This window comes from Shewanella maritima, assembly GCF_004295345.1.
Classification (GTDB): domain Bacteria; phylum Pseudomonadota; class Gammaproteobacteria; order Enterobacterales; family Shewanellaceae; genus Shewanella; species Shewanella maritima.
Window position 1 is genome coordinate 1,637,667 of sequence record NZ_CP036200.1, and the last position, 24,854, is coordinate 1,662,520.

The 24,854-nt window shown below is 45.0% G+C and carries 22 protein-coding genes and 1 pseudogene; 14 read left to right on the plus strand and 9 right to left on the minus strand.

The features are described from left to right. Nucleotides 1-187: 187 nt before the first annotated feature. On the plus strand, nt 188-1,969 hold the full coding sequence (locus tag EXU30_RS07110) for a GGDEF domain-containing protein (protein WP_130598672.1): 1,782 nt from the start codon (nt 188-190) through the stop codon (nt 1,967-1,969). A 94-nt stretch (nt 1,970-2,063) separates the two neighbouring features. Here EXU30_RS07110 and EXU30_RS07115 read toward each other — a convergent pair whose 3' ends face one another. After that, the gene (locus EXU30_RS07115) at nt 2,064-2,591 is read right to left on the minus strand and encodes a DUF3016 domain-containing protein (protein WP_130598674.1); all 528 of its coding nucleotides are present in this window, start codon (nt 2,589-2,591) and stop codon (nt 2,064-2,066) included. 530 nt (nt 2,592-3,121) lie between these two features. On the opposite strand from EXU30_RS07115, the gene EXU30_RS07120 reads away from it, so the two are divergent. After that, nucleotides 3,122-3,427, plus strand: a complete 306-nt coding sequence (locus tag EXU30_RS07120) for a hypothetical protein (RefSeq protein WP_130598676.1) — start codon at nt 3,122-3,124, stop codon at nt 3,425-3,427. 103 nt (nt 3,428-3,530) lie between these two features. Here EXU30_RS07120 and EXU30_RS07125 read toward each other — a convergent pair whose 3' ends face one another. Further along, complete coding sequence (locus EXU30_RS07125; RefSeq protein ID WP_130598678.1) at nt 3,531-4,040, minus strand: DUF4240 domain-containing protein; 510 nt, start codon at nt 4,038-4,040, stop codon at nt 3,531-3,533. A gap of 69 nt (nt 4,041-4,109) precedes the next feature. Here EXU30_RS07125 and EXU30_RS07130 point away from each other — a divergent pair, with 69 nt between their 5' ends. From EXU30_RS07130 to EXU30_RS20240, 5 genes are all read left to right on the plus strand, one after another. Then, nucleotides 4,110-4,511, plus strand: coding sequence for a hypothetical protein (locus tag EXU30_RS07130; protein WP_130598680.1), 402 nt, complete (start codon nt 4,110-4,112; stop codon nt 4,509-4,511). A gap of 107 nt (nt 4,512-4,618) precedes the next feature. After that, on the plus strand, nt 4,619-5,416 hold the full coding sequence (locus tag EXU30_RS07135) for a response regulator (protein ID WP_130598682.1): 798 nt from the start codon (nt 4,619-4,621) through the stop codon (nt 5,414-5,416). A gap of 164 nt (nt 5,417-5,580) precedes the next feature. Then, the gene (locus EXU30_RS07140; protein WP_130598684.1) at nt 5,581-5,853 is read left to right on the plus strand and encodes an HU family DNA-binding protein; all 273 of its coding nucleotides are present in this window, start codon (nt 5,581-5,583) and stop codon (nt 5,851-5,853) included. Between the two features lie 289 nt (nt 5,854-6,142). Beyond that, on the plus strand, nt 6,143-6,835 hold the full coding sequence (locus EXU30_RS07145; protein ID WP_130598686.1) for a TorF family putative porin: 693 nt from the start codon (nt 6,143-6,145) through the stop codon (nt 6,833-6,835). A gap of 187 nt (nt 6,836-7,022) precedes the next feature. Then, nucleotides 7,023-7,196: a PA3496 family putative envelope integrity protein gene (locus tag EXU30_RS20240; protein ID WP_165398981.1), complete on the plus strand. Its 174-nt coding sequence runs from the start codon at nt 7,023-7,025 to the stop codon at nt 7,194-7,196. A gap of 87 nt (nt 7,197-7,283) precedes the next feature. Here EXU30_RS20240 and EXU30_RS07150 read toward each other — a convergent pair whose 3' ends face one another. Next, entirely contained in the window at nt 7,284-8,621 is a 1,338-nt protein-coding gene (locus tag EXU30_RS07150; RefSeq protein WP_130598688.1) for an alanine/glycine:cation symporter family protein, read from the minus strand. Between the two features lie 396 nt (nt 8,622-9,017). On the opposite strand from EXU30_RS07150, the gene EXU30_RS07155 reads away from it, so the two are divergent. After that, a complete protein-coding gene (locus EXU30_RS07155; RefSeq protein ID WP_130598690.1) occupies nt 9,018-9,431 on the plus strand; it encodes a GNAT family N-acetyltransferase in 414 nt (137 codons plus the stop codon). A gap of 79 nt (nt 9,432-9,510) precedes the next feature. Here the strand turns inward: EXU30_RS07155 and EXU30_RS07160 are convergent, their stop codons facing one another. The 5 genes and pseudogenes from EXU30_RS07160 to metB form a co-directional block, all read right to left on the minus strand. Next, nucleotides 9,511-10,044, minus strand: coding sequence for an SRPBCC family protein (locus tag EXU30_RS07160; protein ID WP_130598692.1), 534 nt, complete (start codon nt 10,042-10,044; stop codon nt 9,511-9,513). 157 nt (nt 10,045-10,201) lie between these two features. Beyond that, nucleotides 10,202-10,534: a cysteine-rich CWC family protein gene (locus EXU30_RS07165; protein ID WP_130598694.1), complete on the minus strand. Its 333-nt coding sequence runs from the start codon at nt 10,532-10,534 to the stop codon at nt 10,202-10,204. A gap of 221 nt (nt 10,535-10,755) precedes the next feature. Further along, nucleotides 10,756-11,640, minus strand: coding sequence for a methylenetetrahydrofolate reductase (gene metF, locus EXU30_RS07170; protein WP_130598696.1), 885 nt, complete (start codon nt 11,638-11,640; stop codon nt 10,756-10,758). Nucleotides 11,641-11,953: 313 nt separating this feature from the next. Next, a pseudogene (locus EXU30_RS07175) lies at nt 11,954-14,346 on the minus strand (bifunctional aspartate kinase/homoserine dehydrogenase II). Between the two features lie 101 nt (nt 14,347-14,447). Continuing rightward, nucleotides 14,448-15,608, minus strand: coding sequence for a cystathionine gamma-synthase (metB, locus tag EXU30_RS07180; RefSeq protein ID WP_130603311.1), 1,161 nt, complete (start codon nt 15,606-15,608; stop codon nt 14,448-14,450). 208 nt (nt 15,609-15,816) lie between these two features. Here metB and metJ point away from each other — a divergent pair, with 208 nt between their 5' ends. From metJ to EXU30_RS07195, 3 genes are all read left to right on the plus strand, one after another. Beyond that, complete coding sequence (gene metJ / locus EXU30_RS07185) at nt 15,817-16,131, plus strand: met regulon transcriptional regulator MetJ (protein ID WP_130598698.1); 315 nt, start codon at nt 15,817-15,819, stop codon at nt 16,129-16,131. A gap of 140 nt (nt 16,132-16,271) precedes the next feature. Continuing rightward, a complete protein-coding gene (locus tag EXU30_RS07190) occupies nt 16,272-17,012 on the plus strand; it encodes a sulfite exporter TauE/SafE family protein (protein WP_130598700.1) in 741 nt (246 codons plus the stop codon). A 138-nt stretch (nt 17,013-17,150) separates the two neighbouring features. Continuing rightward, nucleotides 17,151-18,062 (plus strand): LysR family transcriptional regulator, encoded by a 912-nt coding sequence (locus tag EXU30_RS07195; protein ID WP_165398982.1) that lies wholly within the window; start codon nt 17,151-17,153, stop codon nt 18,060-18,062. Between the two features lie 137 nt (nt 18,063-18,199). On the opposite strand, the gene EXU30_RS07200 is transcribed toward EXU30_RS07195, so the two are convergent. Further along, on the minus strand, nt 18,200-18,745 hold the full coding sequence (locus EXU30_RS07200; RefSeq protein ID WP_130598704.1) for an outer membrane beta-barrel protein: 546 nt from the start codon (nt 18,743-18,745) through the stop codon (nt 18,200-18,202). 375 nt (nt 18,746-19,120) lie between these two features. Here EXU30_RS07200 and EXU30_RS07205 point away from each other — a divergent pair, with 375 nt between their 5' ends. From EXU30_RS07205 to EXU30_RS07215, 3 genes are read left to right on the plus strand one after another with little or no spacing between them, the layout of a single operon-like run. After that, the gene (locus EXU30_RS07205; protein WP_165398983.1) at nt 19,121-20,203 is read left to right on the plus strand and encodes an efflux RND transporter periplasmic adaptor subunit; all 1,083 of its coding nucleotides are present in this window, start codon (nt 19,121-19,123) and stop codon (nt 20,201-20,203) included. After that, nucleotides 20,200-23,262 carry an efflux RND transporter permease subunit gene (locus EXU30_RS07210; RefSeq protein ID WP_130598708.1) on the plus strand — a complete coding sequence of 1,021 codons (3,063 nt, stop codon included), beginning with the start codon at nt 20,200-20,202 and terminating at the stop codon, nt 23,260-23,262. The genes EXU30_RS07205 and EXU30_RS07210 overlap by 4 nt, the downstream gene beginning before the upstream one ends. Further along, entirely contained in the window at nt 23,249-24,724 is a 1,476-nt protein-coding gene (locus EXU30_RS07215) for an efflux transporter outer membrane subunit (RefSeq protein WP_130598710.1), read from the plus strand. The genes EXU30_RS07210 and EXU30_RS07215 overlap by 14 nt, the downstream gene beginning before the upstream one ends. The last annotated feature ends 130 nt before the right edge of the window (nt 24,725-24,854 follow it).

Here is a 24,854-nt window from a genome sequence, read left to right on the forward strand (position 1 = left end):
AAAGCTCTCTAGAGCAAAAAACTCCTAAAAAAAGCGGCGCATAATGTGCCGTTTTTTCACTCCCAATAAATTTCCAACCCATCGACATCATCCCTAAACCTTTGGCTGACATTCATTCTTTGCAATAAATATGTCATCAAAGCGCAATACACTTTTTGATCCCAACCCTTTAAAAAAGATGACGGCAATGAGTGGTATTGATTTAGTTCACGAGCTAAACAAAGTATTTAACAGGCAAGCGATCACCGCGCTGTATCAGCCCATATTTAATATCACGACGCATCAACTTCACGGATACGAAGCATTGAGCCGCGGCCCTGAGCACAGCCCATTATTCTCGCCCGTACCGCTATTTAAAACCGCTGAACATCAGGGCAGGTTGAGCGAGCTAGAAACCTTATGCCGAACCATATCAATCAATGCGTTTCGGCAAAGACAGCTTGATGGCAAGCTGTTTATCAATATCTCGCCTAAAGCTTTGCTTGACCCCAACCACCCCAAAGGCATGACCTTACAACTGGTGAAACAACTGGGCATATCACCTCAAAACGTGGTTATTGAACTGTCGGAGCAACACCCAGCCGATGATATAGACTTACTTAAATCTTGCTTGAATCACTACCGAAATCAGGGGTTTCTCACTGCCATTGACGACCTAGGCGCTGGCTACTCAGGATTAAGATTGTGGTCTGAGCTGGCGCCAGACTACGTAAAAATTGACCGCCATTTCATTCAGGAAATCGACACCAATCCAGTCAAACAAGAGTTTGTGCGCTCAATTGTCGATTTATGCCAAAGCTTAACCTGCAAAGTCATTGCCGAAGGTATTGAAACACCTCAAGAACTAACCGTTATCAAGCAACTTGGGGTCACATACTGCCAAGGCTATTACCTTGGCCGCCCACAAGTGCAACCTAAGCGCCAACTTGAGATTGAACATAGACCGCTACCAAGTAGCGGTCTCAATCATCGTTATTGTGAAACGGCAGAAAGTCTATGTATGAATGCCATAACCGCTGCGCCGGAAACACAATTAAAAATCTTAATTCAAAAGTTTATAGAGCAGCCGGCACTGCAAGGTATTGTGATTGAGCAAGCGCAAATCCCGCTAGGGATAGTTAACCGCGCCAGCTTACTCGAGTTATTTAGCACGCCCTATGGCCGAGCGCTAAATGAAAACAAAGCCGCGAGCTCGGTCATGCAAAAGACCCTAATAACCATTGAAGCCACTGAGCCATTATCTAGCGTCAGTCAGCTGCTTACATCTGATGCCGTCAACACAGTTGAGCAGCAATTTGTGATAACCCGAGATAACAAACTTTTAGGAATAGGCTTAACCAAAGACTTGCTGCAGCGGATCACCGATGAGCGTATCAAGATGGCACGTCATGCGAACCCATTAACTAATCTGCCTGGCAATGTACCGATTCAAGAAGAGCTGGCCAAACTCAAGTCACAAGATATCCCGTTTTACCTAGCCTACTTGGACTTAAGCCACTTTAAACCTTACAACGACATTTATGGCTTTAGCCGCGGTGATGAAGTGATTCAATTGGTTGCCAACTTGCTCAATAAACACCAAACCGAGTACTGCTTTATTGGCCATGTTGGTGGCGATGACTTTGTGATGATTTCAACTAATCAAAACGTTATTGAGCAATGCCGCGCGATTATTGATTCATTTGAATCTCACAAGTGTAGCTTTTATGGTGAAGAACATTGGCAGCAGCAAACCATGCTTGCCAAAGACAGGCAGGGAAATCCACATCATCACCCATTGATTTCGCTATGTATTGGCGTACTGCCACCCGCTTACACTCGCCATGCCACCGAGCATCAACTGTCGATGTTAAGCGCTGAAGCTAAGAAACAAGCTAAAGCCGCTATCGATGGGTTCATACTGGTGTCGCATTCCCCTTTGTGTGTCGCGCTAAATTCAGATAACAACTGGCAACAAAAAACCGCTTAATGAGAGAACTCATTAAGCGGTTACTGACCTTTAACAACTATCTAGCGTGAACGGCTGCTAAGTACTTGAGCTTTCGCCTACAGCGCTGAACAACTTAGTTAACTTGCGGTGCAACCGTTTTATTAAACCAGTTTTTTAGCATTACGGTCTCATACTGAAACGGCTTGTGATTACGGTTGCGAACATTGTTCATAAAGGTCATATCAACCAACTTTTCGTCGCCTGCAACAACCACTTTATCGCCTTCTAAAACTTGGTAGGTAAAGGTCATGCGTGGCGGATATAAGTCTTTGATAATGCGTAAGTCACCCGTTGTTGCACCAAATGTTGGACGCATATCACCAGCAAGGTCGAGGTTACTTACTTGCATCTCAAGCTTTTGGTTTGGTTTAAGCGTTTTAGTGACTTCTTTGTCCAGATTTTTAGTCAAAGTTTCAAATAAACGCGCTTCAAAGCGTGATTGTCTCTCGTTAGAGGTTTTTATATCTCTAAACTTTTTCGGATTTTGCCATTCAATTTTAACCACACCAACTTCAGTGATTGGATCTTGGGTTTCAGTATCATCAGCCATCACTGAAGTACTTAAAAATACACTGGCAAGGATTAAGGTATAAAATCTCATGTCATGCTCCTTAAATGTTAAACAAAGGTCAGGTTAATCAAAGTGGCATTTAATACGGCAATAAACTTCGCCTACACCGCTTTGATGGAATAACTATACAAAACTTAACCTGTACGTTGGCTTAATGCCAAAGCAATAAATTTTGTGTGCTACTGACTCAATTAATAATGTGCACATTTACTCGCTAACTAACATGAGCGACTCATCACTTGTATAAGCTACTTAGCATTTATATAAGGTACGTAGCGTTTAAATAAGCTATATAGCGTTCATACAAGGTACGTAGCGTTTAAATAAGCTATATAGCGTTTATACAAGGTACGTAGCACTTTCTAAACCTCAATCTTCTCCACCTATCGTACTAACTAATAGTAACTATCAAGCAAACAACCAGGTTAAGAATACCGTTCAGTAACCGTTCAAGTTGGCGGTGATATTATAGCCACAACTTAAAGCATCAACCTTTAATATCAACACACGTAAAAGGGACGAACGTCGTGAATTCATAAACTTATTGTGGAGTCAGGCATATGAAAACCTTAACTACTCGTTTAAACATTGTCGTTATCACCAGCATGCTTTTACTTGGTGCTAGCTTAATCAATCCAGCCCTTGCAGCGCCAAAACATGCAAGCGCGACATCAGAGCAAGTGATTGCCGCTCAACTGGAGCGTATTGAGCAGAAGCAGCTAGTAAGCGAAATGGAATACGAAGCGCAAATCGAAGCAGAGTTTGAAAGCCAGTTAGCCAAAGCTGATCGTAAATTTGTTAGTGAGCAATGTAAGCAGTACGGCTTAAAGTTCGACAAACTATCAGGCACTTGCCTAGTTGAATAACGATTAGAGATTAGCTTTTAGCACTAAAGCTAATTTGAGCAAACAAAAAAACGCTAAGCCCAAAGCTTAGCGTTTTTTGTTTATCTGCGTTATTACAACGATACTAAAAAGGAAATAGGTTACTCAATTTAGGGTAAGCCTTGCGTAGAAACTTTGGCTTATTATTAAACTTTTTGCCCGCAGGAGTGTGGCTGCCAGACGGCACAAAAGGTAACTCCTCTCCGGTTCTGTCCTCGTACACCTGCCCCGCCATCAAATCGTAATCTTCAACAAAGGGGTAAGCGTAATCATCAACCTTAGGCCAGTCTGCAATATCAGCAAGGTTGTCAGGATTAGCCACAATATCGTTAAACGCCTGCTCACCTAGCGAAATTAAAAAGCATTGAAACTCAGTAAAGGCATGCTCAGAGTCACAACCCGTCACCACGTAGGCCGCGCCCCATAAATCCCAGGTGTAGCTTTTACGTAGCAATTGGCCAAACATTTTGTCAAACGCCTTTAAGCTATCGCTATCGAGTGCTAACAGTTGTTGTTTAAGTGCAGCACCGCACTCATCAGAAGATTGCGTCGCATGCGTACGTGTCACGAGAGCCCAAAATTGCGCTTCTGTCATTTGCTAAAACTTACCCAAATCAAAATGAATACGGTATTCTACAGCAAAAATAACAACAAGAGAGCGACTATGCCCTTCCGCCTGCGTGTACTTTTTATCATTTATGTTCTAGTTGCCATTGGTTGTCTATGGCGCGCTGTCACTTTCAACGCCTTTGACCTGCTTACTGTTGGGGTATTTCCTGTACTGGTTGGCCTTTGGTATCAAAGTAAATGGGCTCATGTAGTGCTATACGTCTACATCAGTTTGCAAAGCCTTGGGGTTATAGCCATGTCTGTAGTCGCGCTCATCGCCCTGCAAATCACCCCTGAAGATGTAAAACTTGAGTTTCAAGGCAGCAATATTCCACTCATCCCGCTAGCGATTGGCTTATATAGTTTAGTGATATTCCAATGGTGGGTAGCGTTAAGCAAGGTTAGCAAAAAGTATCTAGCAAATGATAAATCTAAACTGCCCGAGGTTCACCCGTAAATATTAGCTGGCAGAAATCATAACAATAGTGTCACCAAGATAACTACAAACCCGCTATAGCTTGCGCTATAGTGCCCGAAATTTAGACTAATTTAGGCCCTGAGACTATGCATCAACTTTCGCCAAGCGAATTATCTATTTTGTTACTCGAGCCATCTGAGACTCAAAGAAAAATCATCATAAACCGTCTCAGAAAAGAAGGGGTTAGCCACATTGAAACGGCGGCAACCTTGGCAGAAGCTACCGCGAGTATCACTAAACACAAACCTGATTTAATTGCCAGTGCGCTGCACTTTAGTGACGGCGAGGCGACCGAGTTACTTAGATTTATTAAACAAGACCCAGAGTTTCAAGATATTCAGTTCATGTTGGTTTCAAGTGAATGCCGCCGCGAGCAACTTGAAGTATTTCGCCAATCAGGTGTTGTGGCGATTCTCCCCAAACCATTTAACGCGGATCACCTAGCAACAGCACTGAACTCGACCATTGATTTGATCTCCAATGAAGAGCTTGATCTGAGCCACTTTGACGTGCACAACCTACGTGTACTCGTGGTCGACGATAGTCGCATGGCGCGTAACGTAATTAAACGAACGATTACTAACTTGGGTATTCAGCTAATTACTGAAGCAGAAGACGGCCAAGAGGCAATCAACTTGATGCAAGCGTCGATGTTTGATTTGGTCATCACTGACTACAATATGCCAAGTGTCGATGGCTTGGAGCTGACACAATATATCCGCCAGCAGTCTCAGCAATCTCACGTACCCATTTTAATGGTGTCATCAGAAGCTAACGACGCTCACTTAAGTAATGTGTCTAGTGCTGGCGTGAACGCTTTATGCGACAAACCATTCGAACCTAAGCTGGTCAAACAAATCTTGTATCAGCTATTAGAAGACTAACCCAGAGCAAAGGTGACTAGTCGATCACAATTTTAACTTTTAGTTGGCCCGCAAATCCCGCCCTAGTGCGGGATTTCTACGTAAAAGTACTTTTAATGGGCGAATTGTTATGGCATGTTAATCAAGTTTTAACAATATCCCTATGGAAAGCAGAGACGATTACAATGAACAAAAGTGAATTAATTGCCAAGATGGCTGAAAGCGCTGACTTAACAAAAGCAGAAGCAGGCCGTGCACTAAAATCTTTCGAAGAAGCAGTAACTGAAGCGATGAAAAACGGTGAGAAAATCTCAATCGTTGGCTTTGGTTCTTTTGAAACCACTGAGCGTGCAGCACGTACAGGTCGCAACCCACAATCGGGTAAAGAAATCCAAATCCCAGCGGCAACTGTACCTAAGTTCAAAGCGGGTAAAGCATTAAAAGATAGCGTTAACTAAAATAACTAACGGTGTCTAATAACTAAACCTCCCAAACGGGAGGTTTATTTTTGCCTCAAAATTGCGCACACACATCTCCTCCAGCCCATTTTTTGCACAATACAAGTGCACAGCATGCTCAATAAAGTAGCAACAACTAATGCGCATCAAATCATTTGACTAGCTAAACGCCTGTTTTGAATAGATATTCATATTTGGCACAGTTTTAGCTAATTCCATTCAAATATCGAGCATGAACGCTATGACCTAAACACTAGTGTTCATCACAATAAAACTTGAGGGGATGACAATGAAAAAATCACTAATTCAAGCTGTTGCGCTATCTTCAGGACTGTTACTTACTGCAAGTGCTAGTGCAGAAGTAACGGGTAATGTTGGTGCAGTATCTGAATACTTATGGCGTGGTGTTGCGCAATCAAATGGTGCAGCAGTGCAAGGTGGCGTCGACTATGCTCACGACTCAGGTTTTTATCTAGGTACCTGGGCGTCAAATGTTGATTTTGGCGATGGTACTAGCTACGAGTTAGATATTTATGCTGGCTTCGGTGGCAATATTACTGAAGATTTATCTTGGGATATTAACTATCTGTATTATGGCTATCCAGATGCGCCAGGCAGCATCGACTTTGGTGAAGTCACTGTCGGTTTCGCTTGGAAAGGCTTTGATGCGTCTTACTCGCATACCATTCATGGTGGTGACGACATCGCCGCAGACCCACTTGATTCGAAAGACATGATGTACGCGCAAGCTAACTACAGCCATGCATTAACTGAAAAGTTAACCCTAGGCCTGCACTATGGTTACTCAAAAGGTGATGTGATCACTAGCTGGTATGGCACTGATAGCTACTCTGAATACAATGTTTCGTTATCAACTGCCACAGATTTTGGTGACATCAGCTTTATGGTGTCAAAAACTGATTTAGACGATGATGACGCTCGCTTAGTTGTTGGTTACTCATACGGCTTCAATATGCTGTAAATAGACTCTGCCGTTAAAAATAGCGCTGCCCTAGGGCGGCGCTTTTTTGTGGAAATTCGATTTATGACAATTTAAAGATCTGCCTTACGACACTTTAGCAAGTTCTCAATTAGCTGCTAAGCTGAAAATAACGCGATGGTTATCCATCTGCTGAGTACCTAGACCCTCCCTGTTAAAGGAGATCTTTATGGCGAATCTAACAGAGCACGTTCCTAACGACACTGAACTAGAGGAAATGGCAAAACCGCGTAATGTGAAAAAAGCCCAAGCACTTGAACATAAACGCGCAGTACGCAGAAAGCTTGATGACTATTTAGAAGATGCGCAGCTGCGCAGGGATATTGAAGATGACTTTATGTAACCCAAACTAAAAAGGCCCTTTACCAACCAAGAGTAAAGGGCCTTTTTCTGTCTGCTCGTTAAAGCGCGAATGCCTAAAATTTAGAGGTTATTGCTGCTTAGCAAAATACTCGCGCGTTAGCTTAAACACGACTGGGCTTAACAATAACAGCGCAACCAGGTTAGGTAGTGCCATCATGGCATTCAAGGTATCAGCCAATAACCAGATAAACTCCAACGAACTCACAGCCCCCACCGGCACCACAATAGTCCAAATAAATCTAAATGGCTTCAGGGCTTTATCACCAAACAGGTACTGAACGCATTTTTCACTGTAAAAGCTCCAACCTAGAATGGTAGTAAACGCGAATACAGCTAGAGAAATTGCTACAATATACTGACCGATTGGCATTGCTTGAGAGAACGCCATTGAGGTTAATGCTGCGCCATTTTCACCAGAGCTCCACACACCTGAAACCACAATCGCCAGACCGGTAATCGAACAAACAATAATGGTGTCGATAAACGTACCTAACATCGCCACTAAGCCTTGCTTGACAGGCTCTTTGGTTTGCGCAGCTGCGTGCGCAATTGGCGCACTACCAAGACCGGCTTCGTTTGAGAACACGCCGCGCGCCACACCAAAGCGAATTGCAGCCCAAACTGCTGCACCAGCGAAGCCACCTTGCGCGGCCACAGGGTTAAATGCAGATTCAATAATCAATCCAAATGCTGCAGGGATCTTATCTGCAAACACCACCAATACCATTAAACCAGCAGTGATATAAAACAAGGCCATCAATGGCACCAACTTACCTGCGACCACAGCGATACGCTTAATACCGCCCATCAGCACAGCGCCTACAAGTACCATCAAGGTAACACCCGTTACCCAGGTCGGTACGCCAAAACTTGACTGCATCGCATCGGCAACTGAATTGGTTTGCACCGTATTACCAATACCAAAGCCGGCAAAAGCGCCAAATAAGGCAAATGCAGTACCCAACCATGTCCACTTACTGCTTAGACCGTTTTTGATATAGTACATAGGGCCACCGATATGGTTGCCATTGCCGTCAGTTTCACGAAACTTCACCGCGAGCACAGCCTCAGCAAACTTGGTCGCCATACCCACTAACGCAGTGCACCACATCCAAAATAAAGCACCAGGACCACCTAAAGCAATCGCTGTCGCAACACCAGCAATATTACCTGTACCTATGGTTGCCGACAGTGATGTCATTAACGCATTAAACGGGCTTACATCGCCTTTGTCATCACTGCTTCGTCCCTGCCACAGCAGCTTAAAACCTGTACCTAACTTCACAATTGGCATCAACTTCAAACCAATCGATAAGAATAGCCCGACACCCAAAATCATGACTAGCATGGGAACGCCCCATACAATGCCATTAATGGTGTTGACTATTTCAGTGACCATATCCATGCAAAACCTCTTTCACGCTTGTTATTTGAATTGTTATTGTTAACCCGAGGTCGGGCTATATTCGGCCACCATACACTGCGTCGCTTATGTGCGACTTAATAATTAGCGCAGACGTACCTTGTTGATTGCAAATACCACTAGCTCTAAGGCCAGTTTTGGTAATTTTGTAGATTACCGTGATTAAACCGAAACACGCAACAACCCGAAACAAGTTAACCAAAAAAATGGCGCACTTCTCATAAAATCAGCCAAATGCGGCGAGTTTATTGTTCGATATTTAACACGACACCAATATCATGCTATCTGTAATCATCGACAACAGCGCTAAACATGCTGTTAATCTGGATAGCTAACATTTATCACGAGCCTTTGAAGCAAAAAATTTCGAGCACTGACATGAACATCGAACTAATAGAAGACAACCACAATGCCGTATTTTCTGAACTCATTAGCGGTTTAAAACGTCACAGAACAGAGCACATGGGACCAGAGGAGCCACTACCACTAGGGTTAACAATCAAGGATACACAAGACAAGGTTATCGGCGGCATAGGCGGGCGCACTATCTACCGGAACTGGCTAATCGAAGTTTTATGGATAGATGATAGCCTGCGCGGCCAAGGCTATGGACGTAAACTAATTGAGCAGGCAGAAGAGTTAGCTAAGCAGCGCGGCTGCGTGGTAGCCCAACTTGATACCCTTGAGTTTCAAGCCGCTGACTTTTATCAAAAAATGGGATTCGAGGTTGTCGGCACTGTGCCCGCATTTGAAGGTAGTCCCGCCCGTTACTTTATGTTGAAGCACTTTTAAATATGGTTGACCTGAGCTAAGGGGCATAAAAAGGGACACCAAATGTGTCCCTAAATTCCTTGCTATCGACTAATCAGCGCTATTTTTCAACAACCACTTTTAGGTTATCGAGCCCAATCTGCAAGTCGTTGCCAATAATGGTTTCAAAATCCATAAACAAAAATAGCAGATTCATTGGGTAGTCCATATGACCGCTAAAACCCCAGGCAACTTTTGTTTGGCTACTGCCTAGTGCCTCAGTTGTCATATAAGCTGGTGACACTGACTCAAATGGGCTAATAAAACGCAGCTCGTAATCAATACGTTTGCCCTCTTCAATGGCAATGATTTCTTGCTCGCCAACGCCCACATCTGGGTTTTCACTGGACCATGCAGAGACAAAGCCAGGCGTGCCATCTATGCCGCGATAGGTTTTCTCCATTGCAGGGTCCATTTGTGCCCATTTACTAAAATTGTCCTGATTCTTAAGCAAACGAACATAACTAAACACCTGTGGCAGCGACTTATCAATCACAACCGAACGTTCTACAGAATAATCAGTTTTGACAAATAAGGCGACAATGAAAGGCAATGCGATAAACGCAGCAAGCACAATAGCAAGTTTCTTAAGCATAGTATTCTCGTTGTAGCGTTTAAGCAGAAAGCTAACTTACTCAAACAGTTAAGGAATACCTAAAAGTATAACGGCTCAAAAACTGCCAACAACTGAAATTAACAAATAATTTACAACAGCGTGTGTTCAGCAAATATAAGGCTCTCGGTTAAATGCATTATTTTGTGGATGATGGTTTAAACAAGCTGACGTGTTGCCCGCCTGCCACTTCGGTTAACGAGCTAACTAACTCCGGATATTGCTCGGCGAGCTTAATACAACAGGCAGCACACACACATTGCTTGTCGGGCAAACTACTATTTGGATTATCGATAAGATAGCGCTCCACGAGCCTACCAATTGGTAATAGCTGAGGTTGTAAGTGGGATGGTTTGTTAGGCGAAGAAGACATACACCAGCACTGACTGGACTCTTGCCCTAAAGCCATCGCACACTGATTATTGCCATGGCATAAAGGGCAGACATTACTGTTATTGGATAGCTCAGTCATTAGCTTGTACTGTTTTCTTGGAAGATAAACCCTGACAGTATCAAGTTTAGCTCTCTATTCTCAACCTGAGCATACAAAACTATGAGCTCGTAACCCGATGCACGCCAGCATTTGCTGGTGTGCCGGTATCACTGAGCTTATTTGCCAACCACAAAAAACGCGGCCTAAGCCGCGTTTAATCATTATTTATCAAGCAGTGTACTGCTTAACCTTAATGAGGGTTACTTTGGACGCACACCCAAAGTGTGGCAAATGGCATAAGTCAGTTCTGCACGGTTAAGGGTGTAGAAATGGAAGTCTTTCACACCTTCACGGGCTAGCACTTTCACCATATCAATAGCCACGTTAGCGCCCACTAGCTTTCGGGTTGCGGGATCATCTTCTAAGCCCTCAAACTGTTTATGAAGCCAGTTCGGGATCGCCACGTTTGTCATGTCGGCAAAGCGTTTGGTTTGCTTAAAATTAGTCACAGGCAAAATTCCTGGCACGATTTCCACATCAATGCCCGCCGCCACACAGCGGTCGCGAAAACGCAGGTAAGACTCTACATCAAAAAAGAACTGGGTAATTGCGCGGTTTGCGCCAGCATCAATTTTCTTCTTTAGATTGATCAAGTCAGCCTGAGCATTTTTCGCATCAGGATGCACCTCAGGGTAAGCAGCCACCGAGATATCAAAATCCGCCACTGAGCGCAGCAGGCGCACTAAATCATTAGCAAATCGCGTTGGTTTAGGGCTGCCATCTGGCAGGTCACCACGAAGGGCAACAATGTCTTTAATGCCTGAATTCCAGTAATGCTTAGCGAGCTCTACTAGCTCTTCATCGCTGGCGTCAACTAAGGTTAAGTGCGGCGCCGCGACCAGCTCAGTTTCTTTTTGAATACGCTCAATCACGCTGTGGGTACGGTCGCGAACGCCTGAGTTAGCGCCATAGGTTACTGACACAAACTTAGGATTCAGCGGTTCTAGACGACGGATAGAATTCCACAATAACTCTTCCATCTCAGGGGTTGAAGGAGGGAAGAACTCAAATGATACATTGATGTCACTTAGTTCGGCTAAGCTCTGATTTAATGAGTGAGAGTGCTGCGCGTGATGAAAAGCCATAACCAATTCCTTCAACTTCAATTCTATTTATGCATCTTAACGACTATCCAATAATAGCTATCAATAGTTAGCTAACATTATTGACTAACAAAACCATCTAGCCGTTTGGACGTCTAAACGTCTCTATGGGTTACATACTAGATTAACTAGCATTGAAGTCAAGACAAAAAATCAGCATATGTGGCGATCGTTAACTGAATTTTGCTCAATAGTAACTTGAGCCAAGTTCAAGATGATTTTCAGGCAATAAAAAAGGCTTCAATTGAAGCCTTTAGTAGTGTTTTAACTTGGTAATTAGGAGCAAGCTAGCCAATCACTCTTGTAGCAAGTCTTTACAAATATGCACCAGATCTGACTGCACTGCCGCAGCGGTCACCTCGCGCCCAGCACCAGGGCCACGAATGATCAGCGGGTTACCTTGATAGAAGGCGCTGCGGATAACAAATACGTTATCACCTGGAGTTAGGTTCGCATACGGATGACTCGTATCCACCCACTGCAAGCCAACTTCTGCAACTAGCTGACCATCAACTTTATCTAGCGCCGCCACATAACGCAGCACCTTGTCTTGCTCAGCAGCCAATGTGAATTGACGCAGCAATTCATCATCAAGCTCGTTGATGCGACCTAAGAACTCATCCACCGACACTTGTGCCAGCTCGTCAGGTACTAGCGAGGCTAACTTAATGTCATCTAACTCAATCGATAAACCAATCTCACGAGCAAGGATCAGCAGCTTACGCTGCATGTCGCGGCCGGAAAGATCATCACGCGGGTCGGGCTCTGTGATCCCTAACCCTTTGGCTTCAAGCACTAACTCAGAGAATGGCTTGCTGCCGTCATAGTTTTCAAACAACCAACATAGTGTACCCGAGAAAATACCACCCACAGCTTCAACGGTATCGCCACTGTTATGTAAGTCATTAAGTGCGTGCTGAATCGGTAATCCTGCACCACAGCTGGCATTATAGCGCCAGAATAAACGGCGGTTACTTAGTTGCTGCTTTAATTCTTGGTAAAACGGCAGCGGCCCAGAGCCTGCTAACTTGTTTGCACTGACCACATGAATACCGCGGCTAAATAGCTCTGGGTATTGCAGGGTTAGTGACGCACTGGCACTAATATCCAACGCGACAATTTCATCACAGCTAAGCTCTTGCAGCTCATCAAATAAGTGATCGTAATGCCACTCATTGCCTTGCTGAGCAAATTCAAGCTGCCAGTTATCAAGATCGATGCCATGCTCTTGAATTAGCGCTTTGCGCGAGCTAACTAAGCCTACAAGATCAACTGATGCTTCAAGCTCACCATTAAGCGTATGTTGCGAACGTTTAAATAGCTCAATCCAGGCTTCACCAATGTTGCCCACCCCAGCAGCAATACGCCAATACGCATGCGCGGGCCAGCGCAGCGGCGGTGTACCTTTTGGGTGAGTAGATTCACTTGCGTCGCAGGCACCAAAGTCACTAGGCTCAAACTATCTTCATAAATTGGCTTGGCATCACGGCTAAGTAAACGCGCGAAACTGCGGCGATACAGCTTGGCATCAGCGCTAACCAGCGCAACTAAACCAAGATTACTGTGATGCTCAAGCTCGCTAATGCCAAATTGCTTCGTATGCTGCACAAGTAATGATTCCACAATCGCTTGATTTTCAACAGTAAAAGCAATTTCACATTTTTGCTGACCATGATTCCACACGCCTAATGGATTAAGCGCGAGCTCTTTCACCACTTCAAGTAACTCAGCTAATTTGGCTTCAATCTTAAATGAGAAGACCGCCACTTTATTAAGGCTAGTCACCACTGGCGCACTGGCTGATGAGCTTTGCGGTGCGATCAAGGTAAAGTCGGTATGAGAGGCATAGCTAGAGCGAACCGCTAAGCTCACCTCGGTATTAAACAGTGGCTGCAGCGTGCGGCAATGCAATACTGGTGAACCTAAATGTGCCAGTTTGTCAGCCTCAGCTAACGATAAACTGTTAAGCAATTTGGCATCGTTGATCTTATTTGGGTCGGCGTTGAATACGCCCTCAACATCGGTCCAAATCGTCACCCGGCCAATATCGGCAAGGCTAGCAATTAAAGTCGCGCTATAGTCAGAGCCATTGCGACCAAGCAGTAAGGTATCGCCATTGTCGTTGGCACAAATAAAGCCGGTGATCACCAAGCGCTCATTCGGGTGTTTTGCCAATAACTGCTGTACTTTCGCTTTAGATTCATCAAGGCGAATATTGGGGACGCCGCCTTCATCTGCCAACAAGATTGAGCACGCATCCACATGCGATGCTGCAACACCTTGCTCTCGTAAGAGTGCAGCCATCAGTCTCGCCGACCAACGCTCGCCAAAGCTCACCACTTGATTAAGTTGATATTCGTTGCGCTCAGGCAAAGATAATAAAGTCACTAATTGCGCTTTATCGGTTGATAAGCGCTCGCGTAAGTCACGCGCTTGTTCGTTAGACAGCAGCTGCTCAATCAGGTTTTGCTGAAAGCTAATTAATACCTGCAGCTCTTCTTGCCACAACTCGCCATCTTCACGCAGTTTTAGCAGCTTATATAAGAAGTTAGTGCTCTTACCAGCGGCAGACACCACCACGAGATCGTCGCTATTGCCATGGGTCAATATAATGTGTGCAACACGGCGATAACAGTCCGCATCAGCCAGACTTGAACCACCAAATTTATGTAAATGACCTCGTGCCATTTGTCACTCCTTAAACTACGCGGCAATACTCGATATGTGCCGCGTACAACTTACTTTATTGCGTGCGATTTTCTAAATATATGTGGACAAAAATTAACGCTTTATAGAGCTGCAACCGCATCTAAGCCAGCTTTGATGTCTGCGCTTAGATCGTCACCATCCTCAATGCCGACAGATAGTCTCAATAATGTGTCTTCAACACCAGCCTCTAGGCGAGCTTCTCGCTCCATTGCACGGTGGGTCATGGTTGCCGGAACGGCTACTAAACTTTCCACGCCGCCTAAACTTTCAGCAACACTGAACAATTTCAGCGCATCTAAAAAGGCGACAACCTCGGCCTCACCACCTTTAAGCTCGAAACTTAACATAGCGCCGAAACCTTTTTGTTGTTTCTGCGCAATTTCGTGGCCTGGATGGTCAGATAATCCCGGGTAATACACTTTTGCAACGCTTTCATGGCTAGTTAGCAGCGCAACAATCTTTTGTGCATTGGCTTGATGCTCACGAATACGCACACCTAAAGTGCGAATGCCGCGTAATGCTAAGTAACTGTCAAAAGCGCTGCCCGTAAGCCCTAAGGTATTCGACCACCAATGTAATAACTCGCCTAGCTCAGCATCTTTTGCGACTACTGCGCCGCCAACCACGTCGCTATGGCCATTGATATATTTAGTAGTGGAATGAATCACGATGTCGGCGCCTAAATCGAGCGGCTGCTGCAAAATTGGCGACAAGAAGGTGTTATCAACCACAACCCAAGCGCCAACCTCGTGGCTTGCCTGTGCAATGGCAGCAATATCCACCACTCTTAATAGCGGGTTTGATGGGGTTTCAAGCCAAACCATTTTTGGCTTTTGCTTAATTGCCTGCGCTAATGCTTGCTCATCGGTTTGATCGACAACCAATAATTTAAACGCGCCCTTTTTGGCAAGATTTGTGAACAAACGATAGCTGCCACCATAACAATCGTGGGGTACAACGATTAAATCCTCAGGCTCAAGTAGACTGGTGACCAAAGTAATGGCCGCCATACCGGTACAGGTCACAACACCTGTTGCTCCGTTTTCAAGTTGAGCAATAGTATCTCCAAGGATATTTCGGGTTGGGTTACCCGAGCGACTATAGTCGAACTCGCGTGGATTTTTATGACCATCAAAAGAGTAGTTGGTCGACAGATAAATCGGCGGCACAACTGCGCCATACTGGGTGTCACTTTCAATACCTTGGCGCACTGCCACTGTCGCATTTTGAGGTTTGGCCATCATTGACTCCTAAATCAACCACTCAAGAAAGAGATGTCTAGACGTCCAAATGTACCTAACCCAAACATCAGCGTCAATAGGAAATAGCCATATAGACATCTAAACATCGAGAAATCTATTTGCATTGCACACAATTTCGTTGCAATAATTTGACTAACGTAGATAAGGGGTTAAAATCAGCCCCGAATTCAAAGCTAAAGGTGAGTTAATGACTGAGTGGAACGGCGACTATATTAGCCCATACGCCGAGCATGGCAAAAAGAATGAACAAGTAAAGAAGATTACTGTGTCCATCCCTTTAAAGGTGCTAAAAGTTTTAACTGACGAGCGTACTCGCCGTCAGGTAAATAACCTACGCCACGCCACTAACAGTGAGCTGTTATGCGAAGCTTTCTTGCATGCATACACAGGTCAGCCACTGCCAAATGACGATGACTTATCTAAAGAGCAACCAGACCAAATTCCTGCTGAAGCAAAAAAATTGATGGATGCTATGGGCATCGAGTGGGAAGACGTAGAATAGTCTGCAGACCATATCGAATTTTAAGATGCTTCAATCGCTCAGGTGGTTGAAGCATTTTTTATTACTCTCGCACCTATTTTTTGCTCCCGCGCCAAGGCGCAGCTTGCTCAAGTTCAAGCCATACTAAATATGGAAGTAACATGACAATAGTCGACCCGTTAAGTCTTATCCTAGCTTCAATCATCATGTTTGCTGGTGCGCTAACTCAAAGCCTAATTGGCTTTGGTTTAGCAGTTGTGGCAACGCCGCTGTTGTATATTGTCGACCCAGACTTAGTGCCAGTGCCGGTCATATTAATGGGCTTTTCGATTTCAGCGTTAACCTTATATCGCGAGCGCAGCGCGCTTGAATTTAACGGACTGCAATATGCACTCATTGGCCGCGTGCCAGGCGGACTCCTTGGTGCCAGTCTACTGATACTCGCACCAGCTGATATTCTCGGCCTAATGATTGCGGGTATTGTGCTGCTAGCAGTGTTACTGAGCATCTATAAAATCACTGCGCCCGTGAATAAGCTCACCTTGTTTATTGCTGGGATCTTTTCGGGGATTTTTGGCAATATTGCCGCGATTGGCGGCCCGCCATTAGCAATACTGTTAGCTGGCAAAGCCGCTGCTGACTTTCGCGCTGCTTTATCTGCGTTTTTTGTGTTTAGCTCAATGATAGCACTGGCCATATTGGCGATATATGGATTAGTACAATGGCAACATCTCGTTATCGCTGCCATGCTTTTGCCCTCTGTGATATTAGGGCACAAAGTGGCTGGTAAATATGTACACAATATTGATAAAGACCTGACGCGAAAAGTCACCTTTATTTTGTGTAGCTTAAGCGCGCTCATCCTGGCTACTAAATCAATTATTAGCTTAATGGCTACTTAGTTTGCCCTCACGTTTGTCAACTTTCATCGCTTAGCGATGATGTCGCTGTGAGTTCCATCATGCTTATCAACGTGTTGTTTGACAGTAATCTCTTGATACATCTACACTCATTCTTTTGTCTAACCTAAGGTGTATCAGTTGAATATCAATGACTTAGAGTTATTTATAGCGGTTGCTAAACTCGGTAGCTTTTCTAAAGCCGCAGATTCATTTGATACCAGACGCGCGTTAGTTAGCCGCCGCATCGGCGAGCTAGAAAAACAATTAGGCGCGCCACTTTTTATTCGTACCACCCGCGCAATGTCGCTAACTCCTAGTGGCGAGCAATTCTTAGAGCAAGTGGAGCCTTTAGTTGGGCAATTTCTCAATGCTGCCCGAATGGTTGAAAACCAGCAATCTCAGTTACAAGGGAAGCTTAGAATTGGTCTCTTGCCATTTATGGAGCGACTGCTCGATAGGCAAATAGCGGAGTTCATGCGAAAGCACCCACAAATCAAACTTGAGATCTTTATGGTCTCAGGCGGCTATCGCGAGCTGACTCGGCTCGGGTTAGATTTTGTCATTGATGTAGGCAAGCTAGAAGACAGCAGCTTTGTTGCCAAAAAGCTCACATCTTTCAAGCTAAAGCTGTTTGCTACACCAGAGTATCTGGCGCAGCACGATGAAATTACTTGTGTGGAAGACTTAGCGCAACACTCAATGATTGCCTCAACCGGCGGCACAATTCAAAACCATATCATGATCGATGACCAGACTTTTTCTATCGATTACAGCCTAATCACCAACGACTTTAGTTCCCTGTTTAGTTTTTGTCTTGCCGGTGCTGGAATCGCTTTTCTGCCCTACAGTCTTGTCACTGAGCATCTAGAAAACCAACAATTAGTCAGTATCTTGCCTGAGATTGAATCTGACTATATTGACTCATATCTGGTTTACCCAAGTCGTCAACATATGTCACTAGCCGCAAAAATGTTTGCCAGCAATATTATTGATGTCGCGCAAGAACTGGATAAGTCAGAATCGGCTTACTACTCAAATAAATTAAAATAATGGCAGGACCCAAATACAAAAAAGGCATAACAAGATGGGATGTTATGCCGTACAAATGCTGTACAAAAAATAGGGAGTTAATATAAAACTGGTGGGTTTCAACCTACCCACCGTGAGTTGATGGACAAAATGAACGCTTAGAACTTGTAGTCAAACGTCAGGTAGATTTGCTGACTATCACTAATTTCGATGCCATTTTTGTCATAGTCTTGAGCAAGGTAGCGATAGCCTAAGTCGCTTGAGAAATGCTCCGTCCACTTGTATTGCACACCAGCTTGACCACCCCAAACAAAATCTGCCGATGATTTACCACCAATCTTGTTGTCATTGGCACCCGCGGTGACACCGACGAATAGGTTAACGTCTTTATGTACAGGAATTAAATAATCATAACTGGCCAACCAGCTGTATTGCTCCTGCTTATATTGAGAGCCGCCCTGATTAAACTTATCTTCCATATAGCTAAAAGTACCAGTAATACGGTGCTGCTGTTCAATCAACATACCAATGCGGCCTTGCCACGCTTCACCTTCGGTATCTTTATTAACTGCGCCTTCAACCGTATCCATTTGGTAACCCACACCGGCACCCGCAAAGAAGTCAATTTCAACGGCATTGGCGACAGAGCTAGTTGCCATTAATGCTGTGGCTATGGCTAGTGTTTTGAATGATTGCGTTTTCATAATCTTCCCCTTACAGAGTTACTTATTGATTCATTTGCTTTCGACGTCACAAATAGTAATCAAAGCAATCGGGTTAATTAACTAGCGAAAACGACTCACTTTGTCTCAAAAAACAAGACAAAATCTATTTATATCAATCACATCAAATCTGGTTACATTCGCGCCCATAACCAACAACATCAACACCAAAGATAAAATAACATACAAAACAAATACGCAACAAAGTCAGACTTATTAGCCTCAAATGAGTGTACAAACGGCGCAACAACTCGATTGTCTCATTTTTTAAGACAATAAGAACCAGCTAGGTGGGTTAATCAGCATGGGTATCGAATCTTAAAATAACCTTATCAAATAGAGAGGATGAATAATAAGATGCCAACTAAACAAACCTGCATACTCACAGCAAGCTTATTCGCGCTTACTGCTTGTGGTAATCCAGCCGCAACTGAAATTAAACCCACTCAACCAATCGCTGTAACCAATATTGACCAAATAAACCAGCAGCATAGCCTGCGCTTTTCTGGTGTGGTTGAGTCTCAAAATAGAGCGAGTCTCGCGTTTCGCGTACCTGGCACGCTGCAGCAAATCATGTTCAACCAAGGTGAGCACGTAAAAGCCGGGCAAGTTATCGCACAGCTCGATCCACACGATTTTCAAGTACGAGTTAATGAACTAAAAGCCCGACTAATTGAGGCAAAAGCATCACTTCAACAAGCAGAGAATGAGCTAAAACGCACCCAGGCTGCAAACAAAGACAAAGCTATTGCTGACGTTAATGTCGAACGCGCTAAAACCGGTGTTGCCCGTGCTCAAGCGGGAGTTGAAGTCGTATCGCTTAATTTGCAACAGGCCGAAGATTCATTGCGCTATACCCAGTTAACAGCGCCATTTGATGGCGTGATTGGCAAGCGTAACTTTGACAACTTTGAACAGGTTACCCCAGGAATTGGCTTTGTCACCATTCACCAGCCGCAATCTATTCAAGCAGTAATTGATATCTCTGAGTCATTACTAAGCGAGGTTTATCGCGGGCAACAAGCCATTATTAGCAGCGCTGATACTGAGCAAACCTTAGTTGGGCAAATCAGTGAAATCACTACTATTGCAGACCCAATTAAGCGCACTTACAGCGCAACAATCAAGATTGAACAAGGTGGTGAGCTTTACTACCCGGGTAAGGTGATTAACGCGCGTATTAACCCAACGGAGCAATCTGCAGCGACTTACTGCGTGCCATCTAGTGCTATCTTCACGGTTGATCAGCAAACTCATGTGTCAAAAGTCGAATCTGCAACCGTTAAGATGATGCCAGTAGAGCTTATTCGCGCTGGGCTCGACACTAGCTGTATTCAAGGCTCATTTACCGGCAATGAGAGCATCATCATTGCTGGCGCAGCTTTCTTAGACGATGGCGCCGACGCCAGTAATATTGTTGATCTAGGAATGACTAAATGAATCTAGCTGAATTTGCCATTAGACAGCGTGTATTCGTTGTATTTTTCACCGTACTGGCAACCATTGCTGGTATTTATTCATACTTTGATCTCGGTAAGCTCGAAGACCCGTCGTTCACGGTTAAAACCGCGGTTGTTGTGACCTTGTACCCAGGCGCATCAGCAAGTGAGGTTGAACAGCTAGTAACTGACACAGTCGAAACTAAGCTGCAAGAAATGGGTTCACTGAAAACCCTGCGCTCGCTTTCGAAACCCGGCGTATCAATGATTTTTGTCGACCTTGTGAGTGAGCTGCCCAGTGATGCTCTGCCGCAGCAATGGGACTTACTCCGCCGCAAAGTGACTGATATTAAGCTACTGTTGCCACCAGAGGCGCAAATTAGCGTCGTACAAGATGAGTTTTCAGAAGTCTACGGCATGCTATTTGCCATCCATAGCCAGGATGCGCCATCACATCAACTAAAAGATTATGCCAAAGAGCTACAACGTCGCTTAAAAGCAGTATCTGGCATCAAGAAAATTGAACTACATGGCGTACAAAACCGTGTGGTGCATATTGATATCAGCGACGAGCGTATCGCCGAGTCTGGTTTGTCTGCAGCACAGGTAATTAACCAGCTTAATAGCCAGAATATGCCATTGGACTCTGGCAGTTTTAAAATGGGCATTGAGCGCTTGCGCGTTGCGCAAACTGGCGCGTTCACCGATATCGAAGACATCAAAAATGTAATGATAAAATCCGGTGTCGGCCAACTATCAACCGGATTGATTAGGCTTGGCGACATTAGCGATATTTACTATGACTATCAAAAGCCTGCGTTAACTCAAAGCCGCTACAATGGCGAGCCGGCAATCACCCTAGCGGTAAGTCCGGTTAACGGTATTAACGTGGTATCGCTTGGCGATGAGCTCACGCAAATCATCAATGACTTTCAGGCAGAGCTGCCTGTTGGCGTAAACATCAGCACCATTGCATTTCAACCAGAAGAAGTGCACGACTCCATCACCACCTTTATTAACAATCTACTTGAAAGTATTGCGATTGTTGTCGTCGTATTAATGCTATTTATGGGCTGGCAAAGCGCGCTGATTGTGGGCGCGAGTTTATTGCTGACGATTCTTTCAACCTTAATCTTCATGAATTTTGCCGGTATCGACCTCCAACGGGTGTCGGTAGGCTCGTTCATCTTAGCCCTTGGGATGCTGGTCGATAACGCGATTGTCATTGCCGACATGTTCAGCTCAAAACTCAAGCAAGGCAAAGCACGTTTAGCCGCTGCGACTGAAAGCGTTGGCGAAACCGCCCTACCTTTATTGGGTGCTACGCTGATTGCAATTATGGGTGCAAGCCCAGTGATCTTCTCCACCACTGATGCGTCTGAATTTGCCATTTCAGTAGTGCAGATCCTAGCAAGCTCTATGTTGCTGTCGTGGGTAATCGCCATGACCTTTACGCCGCTAATGTGCTGGCTATTTATTAAAACGCCGGAGCAAAGCGACGAGAGCAAGCCAAGTAAGTTCAAAACCGTGTTTACTCGCGTAATCACCTGGACTATCAATAACCCAAAACGCACCATTGCATCAGCGGCACTTGCTGTAGCGCTGACCTTAGTGATCGCGCCTCTGGTAAAGGTTAACTTTATTCCAACTTCCGATCGCGAAATGGTGTTCCTTGATTATTGGCTACCTAATGGCAGCCAAACAGAGCAAGCGTCCAAAGACATGCTAGTGATTGAGAAGTGGTTGATAGAGCGCCCAGAGGTTGAGTCGATTGCCAGCTATATTGGTGCCAGTGCGCCACGTTTTTCGGTAACGGTCGAACCAGAGCCTTTGGATAGCAGTTATGGGCAAATCTTAATTAATACGCATGACTTTCAAAGCATTGAAACCTTAGTGAGTGAGGGTAATCAGTGGCTTGCGCAGCACTTCCCACAAGCTCAACCGAGATTCCGCGCACTCAAGCTAGCAACCAAAGATAAGTTCAGTATTGAGGTTCGCTATTCAGGCCCAGATCCGAAAGTGTTACATGAGCTTTCAAGCCAAGCACAGCAAGTGTTACAGCAACACCCAAATACTCGTTATGTTCGCGACGACTGGCGTCAAGAGAGCAAGGTGTTAGTGCCTATCATCAACCAGGAAAAAGCCCGCCTTGCAGGGGTAAACCGAGCTGATATTTCATTGGCAATCAAGCGTGCGACCGACGGTTTCACCGTGGGACAACTGCGCCAGGAAGACACATTACTGCCAATCATCATGCGCTCACCAAACTCAAGCATTGATGACATGGGTGACATTCCTGTGCGCTCGCTACTTGGCGTACATAGTGTACCGCTCTCGCATGTGGTTGATGGCTTTGAAGTGCGCGGTGAACAAAGCATGCTTTGGCGCCGCGACCGTGTACCAACACTAACGGTTCAAGCAGGTGTACATGGCGAAACCATAGGCAAGGTGCGCAACCAGATTAGCGCACAAATCGAAGCAATTGCGCTACCTCCTGGCTACACCATGGAGTGGGGCGGAGAATATGCTGACGAGCAAGAAGCTATTGACGACATTTTGCTACAAACACCAAAAGCATTTTTGATTATGGTGATCATTCTTGTCGCACTATTTGGCGCCTTTAAACAGCCATTGATCATTCTAACCACAGTGCCACTTGCGGCGATTGGTGTGTGCTGGTCATTGCTGTTGCTCGACAAACCATTTGGTTTTATGGCGCTTGTAGGAGCAATTGCGCTTTCAGGCATGATTATCAAAAACGGCATTGTTCTGGCCGATCAAATCGAGCTTGAAAGACAAAATGGTAAGTCACTGGATGATGCCATTCTCGATGCCACACTTAATCGCACTATGGCGATCACTATGGGTGCACTCACAACGGCGTTAGGGATGATCCCGCTCCTAAGCGATCTGTTATTTGATCAAATGGCAGCCACCATTATTGGCGGGCTCGTTGTTGCTACCGCCCTCACCCTGCTGTTAATGCCAGCACTTTACAAGGTGAGCTTTAACAGCCAATCAACCACTACATCGCAGGAGCAGCTAAATGAACAAGCGTAAACTCACATTGGCTATAGCCTTGCTACTTAGCGGTTGTAGCATGACACCTGAATATGACGTTGAGCAGGTAATGACGGTAGATAAAGTATATCTACATCAATCAAATACCACAGATGTTGCTGCAAGTGAGTCTCACTGGTGGTCTAGTTTTAACGATCCGCAACTCAATTTACTGATTGAGCAGGTTCAGCAGCAAAACTTAACCATAGAAGTTGCCGCCCAACGTATTCAAGCGGCAAAGGCTTATCAACAAGCGGTGTCGTCGTTTAGCATTCCAACCGTATCATTGGGAGCTGGCGGTTTTTCTTACGGCATATCTGAGAAAGATCCACTATTAGGTGACATGGTTTCCGGCATTCAAAACCCGCTCAATGGTCAGCAATTGGAGCTGATTGATAAAGACCAGTATGGCTTTATGGTAGGCGCCAATATCAGCTGGGAAATGGATGTATTTGGCAAGCTAGACGCATTAAGCCAAGCTGCCAGTATTCGCCTTGAGCAAGCCGAGATTTTGCAGCAAGGCATAGTCACCTTGATTACCACAGACTTAATCCATAACTATTTACAATATCGTGGCGCTCAAGAGCGACTGGCTATCGCGAAGCAAAATATCGACGAGCAGCAACAAACATTGGAGATGGTGACAAGCTTGGTGGATGCGGGTTACGGCTCAGACTTAGACCTTGCCAAAGCTAGGGCGGCACTGGCTGGTGTTAAAGCAAGTCAGGTCGTGTTTGAAACAGCTGAGAAAGTGCACTTGTATCGTATCGCCACTTTACTTGGCCAACATCCAAGTACAGTGCTAGATAAGTTTTCAGCGGCCGAGCTTCCTGTGGTAACAGGTAAAATACCTGTTGGCTTGCCGTCAGATTTGCTCAAACGCAGAACCGACATCGCCTTTGCCGAGAGAGATATGGCAGCAATTAACCAAGAGCTTGGGGCGAGCATTGCAGCACAATACCCAAGCTTTTACATTACGGCATCGCCAGCAACGCTAGCAAAGAATGCCGACGACCTGTTTAGTTCAGGCTCTAGTGCATGGCTAGGGTTTGCAGGTGTCACCTGGGATGTGTTTGACGGTGGCCGTGGTGATGCCATGGTCGAGCTGCAACAAGCAAGGTTTGAACAAGCAAGGTTACGCTATAAGCAAACGGTGAACGATGCATTTAATGAGGTCGAAACCACCTTAATGACTTATGGCAATAGCTTGATGTTCCATAAACAACTCGCCGAGGCAGCCGAGCAATCAAGTAAAGCTGTCGCCAAAGCAAAAAGTTTGTACAAAGCTGGGTTAATTGACTACCTACAAGTACTCGATGCTCAGCGTCAAGACAATCAGGTAAAAGATGCCATTGTGCTGGCTAAGCTTAATGTCGCCAATAATTTATTACTGGTAAATAAAGCGCTAGGCGGTGATTGGCAGGTGCCCGCCGATACACAAACTCTTGCTCAAGCACACTAAGCCGTTGAGTTAGCTATCCAGTTACTTAACTGAGGTGTTGCTTAGTCGCTAACGAAAAGTAAGTAAAAGCCTCTTAATACAAAGCCCTAACGCAGATCCTGCACTAGGGCTTTTTTTGGCTTAACGTTGC

Coding starts and splice junctions, on each gene's coding strand:
- EXU30_RS07190 (WP_130598700.1), top strand. CDS start 16,272: ATGACAATAGTCGACCCGTTAAGTCTTATCCTAGCTTCAATCATCATG.
- EXU30_RS07150 (WP_130598688.1), bottom strand. CDS start 8,621: ATGGATATGGTCACTGAAATAGTCAACACCATTAATGGCATTGTATGG.
- metF (WP_130598696.1), bottom strand. CDS start 11,640: ATGGCTTTTCATCACGCGCAGCACTCTCACTCATTAAATCAGAGCTTA.
- EXU30_RS07155 (WP_130598690.1), top strand. CDS start 9,018: ATGAACATCGAACTAATAGAAGACAACCACAATGCCGTATTTTCTGAA.
- EXU30_RS07115 (WP_130598674.1), bottom strand. CDS start 2,591: ATGAGATTTTATACCTTAATCCTTGCCAGTGTATTTTTAAGTACTTCA.
- EXU30_RS07120 (WP_130598676.1), top strand. CDS start 3,122: ATGAAAACCTTAACTACTCGTTTAAACATTGTCGTTATCACCAGCATG.
- EXU30_RS07145 (WP_130598686.1), top strand. CDS start 6,143: ATGAAAAAATCACTAATTCAAGCTGTTGCGCTATCTTCAGGACTGTTA.
- EXU30_RS07205 (WP_165398983.1), top strand. CDS start 19,121: ATGCCAACTAAACAAACCTGCATACTCACAGCAAGCTTATTCGCGCTT.
- EXU30_RS07135 (WP_130598682.1), top strand. CDS start 4,619: ATGCATCAACTTTCGCCAAGCGAATTATCTATTTTGTTACTCGAGCCA.
- EXU30_RS20240 (WP_165398981.1), top strand. CDS start 7,023: ATGGCGAATCTAACAGAGCACGTTCCTAACGACACTGAACTAGAGGAA.
- EXU30_RS07215 (WP_130598710.1), top strand. CDS start 23,249: ATGAACAAGCGTAAACTCACATTGGCTATAGCCTTGCTACTTAGCGGT.
- EXU30_RS07140 (WP_130598684.1), top strand. CDS start 5,581: ATGAACAAAAGTGAATTAATTGCCAAGATGGCTGAAAGCGCTGACTTA.
- EXU30_RS07160 (WP_130598692.1), bottom strand. CDS start 10,044: ATGCTTAAGAAACTTGCTATTGTGCTTGCTGCGTTTATCGCATTGCCT.
- EXU30_RS07130 (WP_130598680.1), top strand. CDS start 4,110: ATGCCCTTCCGCCTGCGTGTACTTTTTATCATTTATGTTCTAGTTGCC.
- EXU30_RS07210 (WP_130598708.1), top strand. CDS start 20,200: ATGAATCTAGCTGAATTTGCCATTAGACAGCGTGTATTCGTTGTATTT.
- EXU30_RS07165 (WP_130598694.1), bottom strand. CDS start 10,534: ATGACTGAGCTATCCAATAACAGTAATGTCTGCCCTTTATGCCATGGC.
- EXU30_RS07110 (WP_130598672.1), top strand. CDS start 188: ATGAGTGGTATTGATTTAGTTCACGAGCTAAACAAAGTATTTAACAGG.
- EXU30_RS07200 (WP_130598704.1), bottom strand. CDS start 18,745: ATGAAAACGCAATCATTCAAAACACTAGCCATAGCCACAGCATTAATG.
- metJ (WP_130598698.1), top strand. CDS start 15,817: ATGACTGAGTGGAACGGCGACTATATTAGCCCATACGCCGAGCATGGC.
- EXU30_RS07125 (WP_130598678.1), bottom strand. CDS start 4,040: ATGACAGAAGCGCAATTTTGGGCTCTCGTGACACGTACGCATGCGACG.
- metB (WP_130603311.1), bottom strand. CDS start 15,608: ATGGCCAAACCTCAAAATGCGACAGTGGCAGTGCGCCAAGGTATTGAA.